General features: G+C 73.1%; 9 protein-coding genes. All 9 read left to right on the forward strand.

Annotated elements, in window-relative coordinates:
- Positions 1–39: 39 nt before the first annotated feature.
- On the forward strand, positions 40–4,782 hold the full coding sequence (locus ABGB21_RS26755) for a beta-ketoacyl synthase N-terminal-like domain-containing protein (RefSeq protein ID WP_347680104.1): 4,743 nt from the start codon (positions 40–42) through the stop codon (positions 4,780–4,782).
- A 79-nt stretch (positions 4,783–4,861) separates the two neighbouring features.
- The gene (locus tag ABGB21_RS26760) at positions 4,862–5,161 is read left to right on the forward strand and encodes an acyl carrier protein (protein ID WP_347657265.1); all 300 of its coding nucleotides are present in this window, start codon (positions 4,862–4,864) and stop codon (positions 5,159–5,161) included.
- Positions 5,161–6,201, forward strand: a complete 1,041-nt coding sequence (locus tag ABGB21_RS26765; RefSeq protein WP_347680106.1) for an alpha/beta hydrolase — start codon at positions 5,161–5,163, stop codon at positions 6,199–6,201. The genes ABGB21_RS26760 and ABGB21_RS26765 overlap by 1 nt, the downstream gene beginning before the upstream one ends.
- The gene (locus ABGB21_RS26770) at positions 6,126–7,109 is read left to right on the forward strand and encodes a sulfotransferase domain-containing protein (protein WP_347657267.1); all 984 of its coding nucleotides are present in this window, start codon (positions 6,126–6,128) and stop codon (positions 7,107–7,109) included. Before ABGB21_RS26765 ends, ABGB21_RS26770 begins: the two co-directional genes overlap by 76 nt.
- 37 nt (positions 7,110–7,146) lie before the next feature.
- A complete protein-coding gene (locus tag ABGB21_RS26775; protein ID WP_347657268.1) occupies positions 7,147–8,949 on the forward strand; it encodes a hypothetical protein in 1,803 nt (600 codons plus the stop codon).
- A 113-nt stretch (positions 8,950–9,062) separates the two neighbouring features.
- A complete protein-coding gene (locus tag ABGB21_RS26780; RefSeq protein ID WP_347657269.1) occupies positions 9,063–10,082 on the forward strand; it encodes a PHB depolymerase family esterase in 1,020 nt (339 codons plus the stop codon).
- Between the two features lie 118 nt (positions 10,083–10,200).
- Positions 10,201–11,295: an ABC transporter ATP-binding protein gene (locus ABGB21_RS26785; protein WP_347680108.1), complete on the forward strand. Its 1,095-nt coding sequence runs from the start codon at positions 10,201–10,203 to the stop codon at positions 11,293–11,295.
- Positions 11,292–12,134 (forward strand): ABC transporter permease, encoded by an 843-nt coding sequence (locus ABGB21_RS26790; protein ID WP_347680110.1) that lies wholly within the window; start codon positions 11,292–11,294, stop codon positions 12,132–12,134. The genes ABGB21_RS26785 and ABGB21_RS26790 overlap by 4 nt, the downstream gene beginning before the upstream one ends.
- 42 nt (positions 12,135–12,176) lie before the next feature.
- Positions 12,177–12,903: inositol monophosphatase family protein (locus tag ABGB21_RS26795; RefSeq protein ID WP_347680112.1), on the forward strand; the 727-nt coding region annotated here is incomplete at its 3' end.

The following is a 12,903-nucleotide window of genomic DNA, read 5'->3' on the forward strand; positions in this document are numbered from 1 at the left end:
GGTCGCCGAACCATCACCGCAGCGAGGAGGTGACGACGCATGAGCAACGGCCGACCCGGGCCGGTCGCGATCGTGGGCATGGCGGCTCTGATGCCGTCGGCCGGAAATCTGGCGGAGTACTGGCGCAACCTGGTCGACGGTGTGGACGCCATCACCGACGTGCCCGCGCACCGCTGGGACGAGGAGTTCTACGACCCGGCACGCGCCGACCGGCCGGACCGGCTCTACTGTCGGCGGGGCGGGTTCGTCGACGAGCACGCCACCTTCGAGCCGCTTCGGTTCGGCATCATGCCGGCGTCCGTCGGCGACATCGAACCGGACCAGTTGATCGCGCTGAACGTGGCCGCCGAGGCGATCGAGGACGCCGGCGGCACGGACCGGTTGCCGGCCGGTGACCGGGTCGGGGTGATTCTGGGCCGGGGCGGCATCCTCAGCCCCGCCCAGGCCCGGTACGCCAACCGGGTCCGGATGGCCAGCCAGGTCAGCCAGGTGCTGCGGGAACTGATCCCCGAGCTGGACGAGTCCCGGATCGACCTGGTCCGGGCCAGGATCGACGAGCGGCTCGGGCCGTACCAGCCGGAGGGGACGATCGGCCTGGTGCCGAACCTGGCCGCCTCCCGGGTGGCGAACCGGCTCAACCTGCGGGGTCCGGCGTACACCCTGGACGCCGCGTGCGCGTCCTCGCTGCTCGCGGTCGACCAGGCGATCACCGAGCTGACCAGCGGACGGCTGGACGCGGTCCTGGCCGGCGGGGTCCACCACGTGCACGACGTCAGCTTCTGGTCGGTGTTCAGCCAGCTCCGGGCGCTCTCCCGGCAGGGCCGGATCCGTCCGTTCCACCGTGACGCCGACGGGTTGCTGATCGGTGAGGGCACCGGGATCGTGGTGCTGAAGCGCTGGTCCGACGCACTCCGTGACGGCGACCGCGTGTACGCGGTCATCCGTGGCAGCGGAGTCTCCAGCGACGGCCGTTCGGCAAGCATGTTCAACCCCGCCTCCTCCGGCCAGGTCCTCGCCATCCGGCGGGCCTGGGCGGCCGCCGGGCTCGACCCGACCGCGCCGGACGCGGTCGGGCTCATGGAAGCGCACGGCACCGGCACTCCGACCGGCGACGCGGCCGAACTCGTCTCGGTGGCCGAGGTGTTCGGCCCGCACCGCGGGAACGGGCGAAGGCCGGTGATCGGCTCGGTCAAGTCGATGATCGGGCACACCATGCCGGCTGCCGGCATCGCCGGACTGATCAAGGCGACGCTCGCGGTGTACCGGGGGGTTCTGCTGCCCACGCTGCACTGCGACAGTCCGCGGCCGGAGATGGAACGGACCCGGTTCGCGCCGATCGCCGCCGCCGTGCCGTGGGAGAGCGAGGGCCCGCGCCGGGCCGGGGTGAACGCGTTCGGGTTCGGCGGGATCAACGCGCACGTCATCGTCGAGCAGGCGCCCGAGCCGGCGGGACACCGGCGCGGTGTGGGCGGCCGCGCCCCGACCGCCGGCACCGCCGTGTCCGCTGTTGTGGTCGAACCGGAACAGGTGCTCTGGCTGGCCGCCCCGGACCGGGCCGCGCTCGCCGCCACGCTGGACGGCACGGACGCGGAGATCCGTGCCGCCGGTGCCGCGCGCGCCCGGCGTACCGGCCCGGCCGACCCCGACGAACGCTGCCGCCTCGGAATCGTCAATCCCAGTGACAGGTTGCTCGCGGTGGCCCGCAAGACGGTGGCCCGGGGGCGGGCGTGGCGTGGCGGCCGGGACATCTGGTTCAGTCCCCACCCGTTGCTCGCGAGTGGCACCGGGAGGCTGGCTTTCGTCTATCCGGGCCTGGAGGCGGAGTTCGCACCCCGTACCGCCGACCTCGCCGCCCACTTCGGGCTCTCCGACCAGGAGTGGTCCGCGACCGATCTCGGGCGGCACGGCGCCGGCCTGATCGAGGTGGGCAAGCTGCTGTACGAGGCGCTGCGCCGGATCGGGGTACGGCCGGACGCGGTCGCCGGGCACAGTATCGGCGAGTGGACCGCGGCGGCGACCAGCGGCCAGGTCAGCACCGCCGGGATGGACGAGTTCCTCGGACTGTTCAACGTCGACTCCGTGGAGGTGGACGGGTACGTCTTCGCCGCGATCGGTGCCGGGGCCCAGAGGGTCGCGCCGATCCTGGTCGACTTCCCCGGGGTGCTGCTCTCCCACGACAACGCGCCGGCCCAGTGTGTGGTGAACGGACCCGAGCCCGAGGTGGACCGGCTCGTCGAGACGTTGCGTACCGCCACCGTCATGTGCCAAAAGCTGCCGTTCCGGTCCACCTTCCACACGCCGCGGTTCGCCGAGGGACTGACCTCGATCGGTGCGGCGCTGCGTCGGTGGGAGGTGCATCCGACCGAGGTGCCGGTCTGGTCGGCGACTCTGTCGGCACCGTTCCCGACGGACGAGGCGGAGGTGAACCGGGTCTTCGTCCGGCACATGGTGGAACCGGTCTGGTTCCGGCAGACGATGGCCGCGATGTATGACGCCGGGTTCCGGGTCTTCCTCCAGGTGGGCGCCGGACAACTCGCCTCGCTGATCGGCGACAACCTGCGCGACCGGGACCATCTGGCGATGCCGGTGAACGTCGCCCACCGGGGCGGGCTGGACCAGTTGCGCCGGGTCGCCACGGCGTTGTGGGTGGAGGGTGGCAATCCGGACCTGACCGTGCTCGACCCGCCGCGTCCGGCCGCCACCCCGCCGGCGGCGGTTGCGCCCGCCCGCCGACCCGGGCCGACGATGAAGCTGGATCTGGGCGGGCCGCTGGTCCGGCTCGGCGAGGGCGCCGCGGGACTGCTCGGTGTCGAGGTCCGCAGTGACCGGCCCGGCGCCACCGCGTTGGCCACCGGTCCGGCGGTGGTCGCAACGCCCGGTCCGGTGGCCCCGGCCGGGCCGGTTGGCGCCGGTGGTGGCCCGGGCGCCGCCAGGGCGGGCAACGGTGCGGCTGCTCATCCCGGTCCGGTCGGCGCCGCTGATCCGGCCGCCACACTGGCGGCGCTGCACCGGCTCGCCGGGCGGTCCAGCGCGGCGGCCGAGCTCGCCACCCTGCTGGCCGAGACCGCCCGGGGAGCGGTGACCGTGCTCGGTGCCGCCGTCCCGACCGGATCAGCCACTGCGGTTCCGGCTGTGCCCCCGGCCCCGGCCGCGTCCCCGGGGCCGCCCCGAGCCCCGGTGAACGGCAACGGTATCGCCGGCCGTGGCGGCACCGGCCGGCCGCCGATGGGCGGGACGATCAGGGTCTCGTTGCAGACCATGCCGTACCTGATCGACCACTGCTTCTTCGTACAGCCGGCGGACTGGCCGGATCCGAGCGACCGCTGGCCGGTGGTACCCGCCACCACCCTCGTCCAGCACATGATCGAGTTTGCTGAGCGGGCGGCACCCGGACAACGGGCGGTCGCGGTGCACGACGCCCGGTTCAACCGCTGGCTGATCGCGGAACCGGCCCAGGACGTGGAGGTCAGCGTCCGGCCGGCGGGCGACGGGCGAGTGTCGGTCACCTTCGGCCCGTACGCCCGGGCGACGGTGGAACTCGCCGCCGACTATCCGAGCGAACCGCCCCCGGTCTGGCAGCACGACCCGGCCACCGAACGTCCACCCCGGATCAGCGCCGAGGAGATGTACGCCGAGCGGCTGATGTTCCACGGACCGCTCTTCCAGGGCGTCACGGCGGTGCATGCCCTCGGTGACCGGCACGTACGCGGCGTGGTCACCGCCCCGACACCGCCCGGGGCACTGCTCGACAACGCGCTGCAGCTGATCGGCAACTGGCTGATCACCACCCAGCCGTTTCGGACCGTGGCACTGCCGGTCGGGCTGGGACGGGTCCGGTTCTTCGGCCCTCCGCCCGCTCCGGGTACGGCACTCGAGTGCGTCGCCCGGGTCCGGTCCATCGACGACAGGCAGTTGGTCGCCGACACCCAGCTGGTCGACGGTGGCCGGGTCTGGGCGGTGATCGAGGGCGCGGTGGACCGGCGGTTCGACAGCCACCCACAGGCCCGGCCGGCGGAACGGTTCCCGGAGCGCAACCCGATGTCGCTGATCCAGCCGGAGGGCTGGACGATGGTCTTCGACTGCTGGACGGATCTGGTGACCCGGAGCATGGCCGCCCGGGGAATCCTCGGCGGCGCGGCGTACGCCGAGTACGAGCGGCAGCCGGCGGCGTCGCGCAAGCAGTGGATGCTGGGGCGGATCGCGGCCAAGGACGCGGTCCGGCTCCGGCTCTGGGAGGACGGGCACACCGACGTCTACCCGATTGAACTCACCGTCACCAACGACCCGAACGGCCGACCCCGGGTCCACTGCCGACCCGGTCGGGGGATGCGCGACTGCGACGTCTCGCTGGCGCACACCGCCGAGATCGGCGTCGCCGTCGCCCGTCCCCGCCCGCCCGGCGCCGCGCCGGACGAGCCGGGCCTCGGGATCGACGTCGTGGAGATCGCCGAGCGTCCGGAGAGCACCCTGGACCTCGCCCTCTCCGCGTCGGAACTCGCCCTGCTGGCCGCCTTCGGCCCGGCCGAACGGGACCGCTGGTTCGCCCGGTTCTGGGCGGCCAAGGAGGCGGTCGGCAAGGCCGAGGGGACCGGACTCGACGGTCGTCCACGCCGGTTCACCGTACTGGCGGCGACGGAGTCCCGGCTGGACGTCGCGGTCGACGGCCGGCTCTACCAGGTCCGGTACCGGGAGGTGCGCAACCCGGACGACCTGCCGCCCCGGGAGTACGTCGTCGCCTGGACCTGGGGCCCGGCACCGACGTCCCCCACGCCCGAACCCTGACCGACCACTCCGCCCGATCCCTCCCGACCCCGACCGACCGGCCGGACGAGCAGCTCGACGCAGAGAAGGAGCACACGTGGTGACCGCTTCACAGGAGGACATCCTCGCCGAACTCTCGGAGATGATCCGCGCCGTGCTGGCGGACTTCGCCCCGGACGACGAGATCACCATGGAGACCACGTTCCGGGAGGACCTCGGGATGGAGAGCCTCGACGTCGTCTCGCTCGCCGGCCGGCTGCAGACCCGGTACGGCGACCGGGTGAACTTCGCCCACTTCGTCGCCACGCTGGACCTGCAGACCGTGCGGGACCTGCGGGTGGGGCAACTCGTCGACCACATCGCCGGCTCACTCGACGGGGTCGGGGCGATCCGGCCGTGATGGTCCAGGCCAACGGCGTCGACCTGCACGTCGAACTGCTCGACCCGCCGGCGGAGCCGAACCCCGGTCCGCTGCCGGGATCGGCGGCGGAGCCGAACCCCGATGTCCTGCCGGCGGCCGTCGCGGTGCCGGAGCACCTTCCGACGGTCGGGACCGGAGCGGACCCGGGCCGCGGAGCCGGTGCGACGGCAGCGCCGACCGTGGTCCTGATCCACGGTCTGGCCTCGGACAGCCTGGCCAGCTGGTACTTCACCCTGGCCAAGCCATTGGCGGACAGCGGACGCCGGGTGGTCATGTACGACCTGCGGGGCCACGGCCACAGCGAGCGCCCGCCCACCGGGTACACCCTCGGCGACCTGGTCGACGACCTGGCGGCACTGTTGGCGGCGCTCGACATCGCCGGGCCGGTCCACCTGTTCGGCAACTCGTTCGGCGGCACGATCGCGTACGCGTACGCGGCCCGCCACCCGGACCGGGTCGCCGGCATCGTGGCGGTCGAGTCCGCGCCGCCGACGCCGGCCTGGATGGGCCGGGTGGCCCGCCGGCTGGAGCGGGCGGCGGACCTGCTGCCCCGGCCGGCCGCGGTCGCCGCGCTCGCGGCCGGCCGGGGAGCCGCGTTCGTCCGTCGCGCCCGGGCCACCGGGGAGATGCTGGCCGCCACCACCCTGGCCCGGGAACTGCCGTCGAGCCCGCTGCCGAGCGCCGCGCAGCTCAACACGATCGGCGTACCGGTGCTCTGCGTGTACGGCGCGGACTCGGCCGTCGTCGAGCTGGCCGGCGAGGTGACCCGGCTGCTGCCGCGGGTCCGCACCGTCGTCCTCCCCGGCGGTAGGCACACCATCCTGGTCGACCAGCCGGAGAAGCTGCGCCGGCTCGTCCTGAGCTGGCTCCGCGAGGAGTGCGGCGTCGCGCCGACCGGACCCGCCCACCCCCATCGAGACCACATCCCGCAGGAGGTACCCGGATGGACACCCCCGTCTCCGGCCGGTCGATCATCATCAGCAACGGCCGGTGCGGCTCCACCCTCCTTTCCGACCTGATCGCGGAGCAGCCGGACACCCTCTCGGCCCAGGAGTTCTTCATGTCCGTGGCGCCGTGGGCCCGCAGCGCCGAGGTGCTCACCGGAGCGGCGTACTGGACGCTGCTGAGCAGCCCCAAGGCCGAACTCGCCACCCTCTTCCGGATCGGGCTGCCGCCGAAGGAGGTCCGCTATCCACGGACCGGACGGTGGGCAGGGCGGATGACCGAGCTGCCACGGATCCTCGCCATCACCCTTTCCAAGATCTCCGCCGACCCGGACCGGCTTTTCGACCAACTCGCCGAACGGGTGCCGGAGTTTCCCACCCAGCCGGTCGGCGCGCACCACCAGATGTTTCTTGACCTGCTCGCTGTGATGATCGGCAAACGGCGCTGGGTGGAACGCTCCGGCGGCTCCAGTCACGTGGCGCCGTACCTGCTGCGCGCCTATCCGACGGCCCGGATCGTCTATCTGACCCGGAACCCGGAGGACGTCGCGCGCTCGATGAGCCGACACCCGTCGTTCCAGCTCATCCAGCTCCGGGTCGAGTTCCTCGGCCGGTGCGGGCTCGATCCGTTCCGGGTCGAGCCGGGGCAGCCGGTGCCCGAGGAACTGGTCCGGTACCTGCCGGACCGGCTCACCGCCGAACTGCTGCACGAACGCGGCCGCGAGCTGCGCCGCTACCTGGGACTCTGTGCGTTCATGAGCAGCCAGGCGGAACAGGCGCTGGCCGACGACCCGCCCCGGCACCTGCACCGGATCCGTTACGAGGACCTGGTCGCCGATCCGGTGGAGCAGCTCGGCCGACTCGGCCGGTTCCTCGAGTTCGAGGACTGGGCGGAGTGGGCGTCCCGGGTCGCCCCGCGGGTGGTGGCCCCGGCCGGTCAGCCGGTCGCCGCCGGGTCGGGCGGGAAGGCAACGCAACCATGACAAACGCGGGTTCCATCGGAAGCGGGAGGAACAACTGGTGATCCGACGCCGAGGAGCGCGACGGCTGCTGGCCGCCACCGTCACGCTGGGACTAATCCACACACTGGTGATCGCCATGCCGGCCGCCGCCGCACCGGCCGGGGCGGGCCCGGCCGGGCATCCCCCGGCGTACGAGCGGACGCTGCTCGCCAAGGCCACGCCCGACGAGTGCTTCGCCGGTGTGGGCCTCGCCTACCCGCCCGGTCCCCCCTGCGCCAGCGGGCAGGCGAAGGTGAACCAGTCGTACCTGTGGGGGATCACCCGCGCCGGGCAGAGTCTCTGGTTCGGGACCGGGGCGAACATCAACTGCATGACCAGCGGGCGGAACCTGAACAACAGCCGCCCGAACCTCAACGAGGACTGGGTCTGCGAGTACGGCGAGAGCCAGATCGCCAAACGCAACCCGACCCTGCCGCCGACTCTCGGCGACCACCGGCCGCCCCGGCTCTACGTCTACGACACGCGTCGCGGCACCCTGACCGAGAAGACGGACCTGGTGCGGAACGCGTCGGAGGCGGACGCGAACCGGCTCACCACCACCGCCGGCATCCGGGCGGCCGGCGCCCACCAGGGCGTTGCCCTGCTCGGCGGTCCCGCCCTGGGAGAGAGCGTCAACCTGTTCGCGTTCGACACCAACACCGGCGGCTACCTCGGCTCGGTCAACCTGCCCGCGTACGGCAACATCCGGCACTTCGTCGTCGCCGACGGCGTGCTGTACGCCGGCGTCGGGGTTGGCGCGAACGGCGGAAACCGGGGGCACGTGCTGCGCTGGACCGGGAGCCGGAGCGACCCGTTCAGCTTCCAGGTGGTGGCGAACCTGCCCGCCCAGGCGGCGGACCTGACCGTCCACGACGGTCGGATCTTCGTGACCAGCTGGACCGGGTCGGGCGACGACACGATGGCCGTTCCGGCGACCGGCACCGACGACACCTCCGACGGCGTCGCGGGCGTGTGGATGAGTCCGGGACTCTCCGCCGGGGAGCGCGGACTGACCCCGGCGGACGCGGATTCCTGGACCCGGGTCTGGAGCGTCAGTGACTACGAGCCGGACCCGGTGGTGGCCCGCACCTACGGCCTCGGCGGGCTGGCCTCGTACGGCGGCTACCTCTACTGGGGCACCATGCACGTGCCGCTGAAGGCGACCACGGTGCACCTGGTGGCGTATCCGCCGGCGGACGACACCGCGCTGCGGGCCTCGGTCCGGGGCACCCAGCGGGCGATCAGCATCTTCCGGGGTAAGAGCTTCGGCCACCGTCAGCGGGTGGAACTGCTCTACGGCGCCGAGCAGTTGCCCGCCTACGACCCGCAGGCCGACAACGGCGCCGGCGCCTGGGCGCCGATCCCGACCGGATACATCCCGCGCTACGGCAGCTCCGGCATGGGCAACCCGTACAACAACTACACCTGGAAGATGGTGGTGGCCGGCGGGAGGCTCTACGTCGGGACGATGGACTGGAGCTACATCTCCAAGGATCTGGGCCAGAGCACCGCGCGGTCGCTCGGCGTCGACAGCCTGGCGCCCGAACTCGCCTCGGTCCCGCTGCTCGCCGACGACCCACCGCCGCCGACCCCGGTGTACGGCGGTGACCTGTTCGTCTTCGACTCGACCGGGCGACCGGCCAGCGTGGTCGACGACAGCGGGCTCGGCAACTATCTGAACTACGGGATCCGCAACATGGTCACCGACGGCAGCACCCTGTATCTGGGCATGGCGAACCCGATGAACCTGCGGACCGACCTGGACGACGCGGTGCCGCAGGGGGGCTGGGAGCTGATCCGGCTGCGTGACCGGCGCTGCTAGCCCCGCTCGACGGGGCGGGGCCCGCCCCGGTCTGACCGGTGCCGGCGTGCGGACGTACCGGTGTCTGCGGCGTTGCCGACACAACCCGAACCTCGACCTGCCATGGTACGAGGATGACGAAGCAGGATGGATCATGGATGAAGCGGCTGCGGAGTCGTGCCCGGCCGGGGCGGTTCGCTCCGGCCCTGGTGACCGGCGTGCTGGTCCTGTCGACCGGCGGCTGCGGGCTCGTCGGCGACCGGGATCGGCGGGACCCGCCGACCCCGGTGGTCAGCGTGAGCCCCGGAACCTCCACCCACACCCTGACGGTGGACGGCCGGCAGCGGACGTACCGGCTGTACCGGCCGGCGAGCCTCGCCCCGACCGGCCCGGTTCCGTTGGTTGTCATGCTGCACGGCGCGCTCGGCACCGGCGAGCAGGCCGAGTCGTCGTACGGCTGGAACGCCGAGGCGGACCGGTCCGGGTTTGTTGTCGCGTACCCGGACGGGTTGCACCGTTCCTGGACGGTGAGTCCGGACTGTTGCGGGCCGCCGGCCCGGGACGGTGTGGACGACGTCGGATTCATCCGGCAGCTGGTCGGCTCGGTCGCCGGCCTGGTCCCGCTGGACCGGAGCCGGGTGTACGCCACCGGGGTCTCCAATGGCGGCATGCTGGCCTACCGGCTCGCCTGCGACACGACGCTCTTCGCCGCGATCGGACCGGTGGCGGCCACCCAGCTCGGCCCGTGCCCGGATCCGGCACCGATCTCGGTGATCCACATCCACGGCACGGCCGACCGGACGGTGCCGTACGGCGGCGGCCCGGGCCGGCGGGACAACGGCGGCACCGGGCGCAACCCGGTCAAGCTGGACGGCCCGCCGACCCCCGAGCTGATCGCCCGGTGGCGGACCCTCGACAGCTGCGCCGCGCCGACCGACTCCACCACCGGTGCGGTCACCACGTCGAGCGCGACCTGCCCACAGGGACGCGGCGTCGAACTGGTCACGGTGGCCGGAGCAGGTCACCAGTGGCCGGGCGCGCCGGGGCCGGGGCCGGGTGCGCAACGGCTGTTCGACCTGGACCCGCCCGCCGCCGCCCCGGACGCCACCGCGACGATCTGGCGCTTCTTCGCCGCCCACCCCGCCCGGGGATGACCCTCCCACCCCGTCCGGGGGTGACCCGGCCGGCCGGGGCCGACGGATCCCGCCGCGCGGCCGAGGCACGAGTCGCGCGGACGCCGCCCGGGAGCACCGTCCGCCGGGGAGGTGGCAGGTGAGCGCCGCCACCGCGATCGACGTCGTCGACCTGGTGAAGCGCTATCCGCGGGCCGAGAGCCCCGCCGTCGACGGGGTGTCGTTCGCGGTGCCCCGGGGCGAGATCTTCGGCCTGCTCGGCCCGAACGGGGCCGGCAAGTCCACCACGGTCGGCATCCTGACGACCCGGCTGCGGGCGACGTCGGGGCGGGCGCTGGTCGGCGGCGTGGACGTGCGGCGCGACCCGGTCGCCGCCCGGGCGCAACTCGCCGTCGTACCGCAGCACAACAACCTCGACCGCTCCCTCACCCCACGACAGAACCTGCTCTACCACGCCGCCTACCACGGGGTGGACCGGGCGACCCGGCGGGCTCGCGCCGACGAACTGCTGGACCGGTTCGGCCTCGCCGAACGGGCGGATCAGCGGATCGAGGCGTACTCGGGTGGCATGGCGCAGCGCCTGATGATCGCCCGGGCGCTGATCCACGAACCGGCCGTCCTCTTCCTCGACGAACCCACCAACGCGCTCGATCCGCAGACCCGGATGCTGATCTGGGCCCGGATCCGGCAGCTGCGCGAGCGTGGGGTGACGATCGTGCTGACCACACACCAGATGAACGCCGCGGCCACGATCGTCGACCGGGTCGGCATCGTCGACCACGGTCGGCTCATCGCCCTGGACACGCCCGGCAACCTGGTCCGGGGACTGGCCGGGGCGGCGATCCTCGACCTCACCGTCACCCCGTCGGCGGCGGAAGTCACCTCCCGCCTGCTCGACGCGCTGCGGCAGATCACCGGCGTACGGAAGGCGGAGAGTCTCGCCCCGGCCGCGCCGCCCGCTGCCCGACCCGGAGCCGGTGCGGCGCTCGCCGCCCGCCTCGGCGCGTCGGGGGCGGTCGGGGCGGCTACCGCGTCGGCACGCCGCCAGCAGGGTGTGCCATCGCCGAACGGCCGGACCCGGTTCCGGCTGTACGTCGCCGGCGACCCCGCTGCGTTGCTCGCCCCGGTGCTGACCCTGCTCACCACTCGGTCGGCCACGCTCAACGACGTACGCATCGTGGCGCCCAGCCTCGAGGACGTCTTCATCGAACTGACCGGAAGGGATCCCCGGTGACCACCCTCGACGCCGATGCGCCGCCGCCGCTGACCGAGCCCGACACCCCGTCCGTGTCGCGGCCGCGCCCGCAGGCCCACCGGGTCTTTCTGGCCATCCTTCGGCGCGATCTCATGGTCACCGGCAAGGAGCTCTGGGTGATCCTCGTCCAGGTCGGGCTCACCCCGCTGTTCCTGCTCTTCGTTTTTGTCCGGGTACTCGGCGGACAGGGGATGGTGGCGGCGAACTTCGCGAACTTCTTCCTGCCCGGCATCGTCGCGTTGGCCGCCCTCACCACGGCGTTGCAGAGCGTGGCGCTGCCCCTGGTCAAGGAACTCGGGTTCACCCGGGAGATCGAGGACCGCCTGCTCGCGCCACTGCCGACCGAACTGGTCGCGGTGGGCAAGCTGGTCACCGCGACACTGCGCGGTCTGATCGCCGCGGTGCTGCTCTATCCGCTCGGGGCCCTGGTGGTCGGGTCGGCGCCCTGGCAGCCGGACCGGCTGCCGATGGTCCTCGTCACGGTGCTGCTCGGCGGATGGATCGGTGGCGGGATCGGGATGACCCTGGCGACGCTGCTGCCGGTACAGCGCATCAACATCACCTTCTCGCTCTTCGTCACCCCGATCATCTGGACCGGCTGCGTCCACTATCCGTGGCGGCTGCTCTCCCCGATGCCGTGGTTCCAGGCGGTCACCGCGGTCAACCCGATGACCTACGTCGCGGAGGGGGTTCGGGGCGCGATGCTGCCGACGGTTCCGCACCTGCCCGGCTGGGTCTGTCTGCTTGTGCTGACCGGGGTGGCCGGCGCCACCACCGTCGGCAGCGTGCGGAGTCTCTGTCGGCGCGCGATCGGCTGACCCGTACTCCCCCCCCCGACCCGCTTCCCGGAGGTGTCGCTCATGGGTCGACCCGAATCCGCCTCCCCACCACCGCCCACCCCGGACGGCGCCTTCGCCGTCTGGCTGGCCGACCGCGCCGGCCGGCTGCTCACCCGGCTCCGGACCGAGTCGCGACACGCCGACCCGACCGCGTTGAAGGCGGCCGGTGACCGCGCCTCGCACGACCTGCTCCACGTCGAGTTGGCCCGGTGGCGGCCGGCGGACGTGGTGCTGTCCGAGGAGGACGAGCAGGCCCGGCACGCCTGGCCGGCGAACGGACGTACCGCGCCACCCCGGTTGACCGCCGAGCGGGTCTGGATCGTCGATCCGCTGGACGGCACCCGGGAGTTCGCCGAGCAGGGCCGGTCGGACTGGGCGGTGCACGTGGCCCTCTGGGCGCGCCACGCCGGCACCGCGCACCGGCTGGTCGCCGGGGCGGTCGCCCTGCCGGCCCGGGGCCGCACCATCGGTACGCACCGGCCACCGCCCACCCCGACGGTTCCCGTCAACCGGCCGCTGCGGCTGGCGGCGAGCCGGAGCCGGCCGCCGGCGTTCCTTGCCGACCTGGCCGAGGAGCTTGGTGCCGAGCTGGTGCCGATGGGTTCGGCCGGGGTGAAGGTGGCCGCGGTGATCGGCGGTGAGGTCGACGCGTACGTGCACGCCGGCGGCCAGTACGAGTGGGATTCGGCGGCACCGGTCGCGGTGGCGACGGCCACCGGACTGTTCGCTTCCCGTATCGACGGATCCG

Origin of the sequence: Plantactinospora sp. B24E8 (assembly GCF_039871735.1) — a bacterium.
Taxonomy (GTDB): Bacteria; Actinomycetota; Actinomycetes; order Mycobacteriales; family Micromonosporaceae; genus Plantactinospora.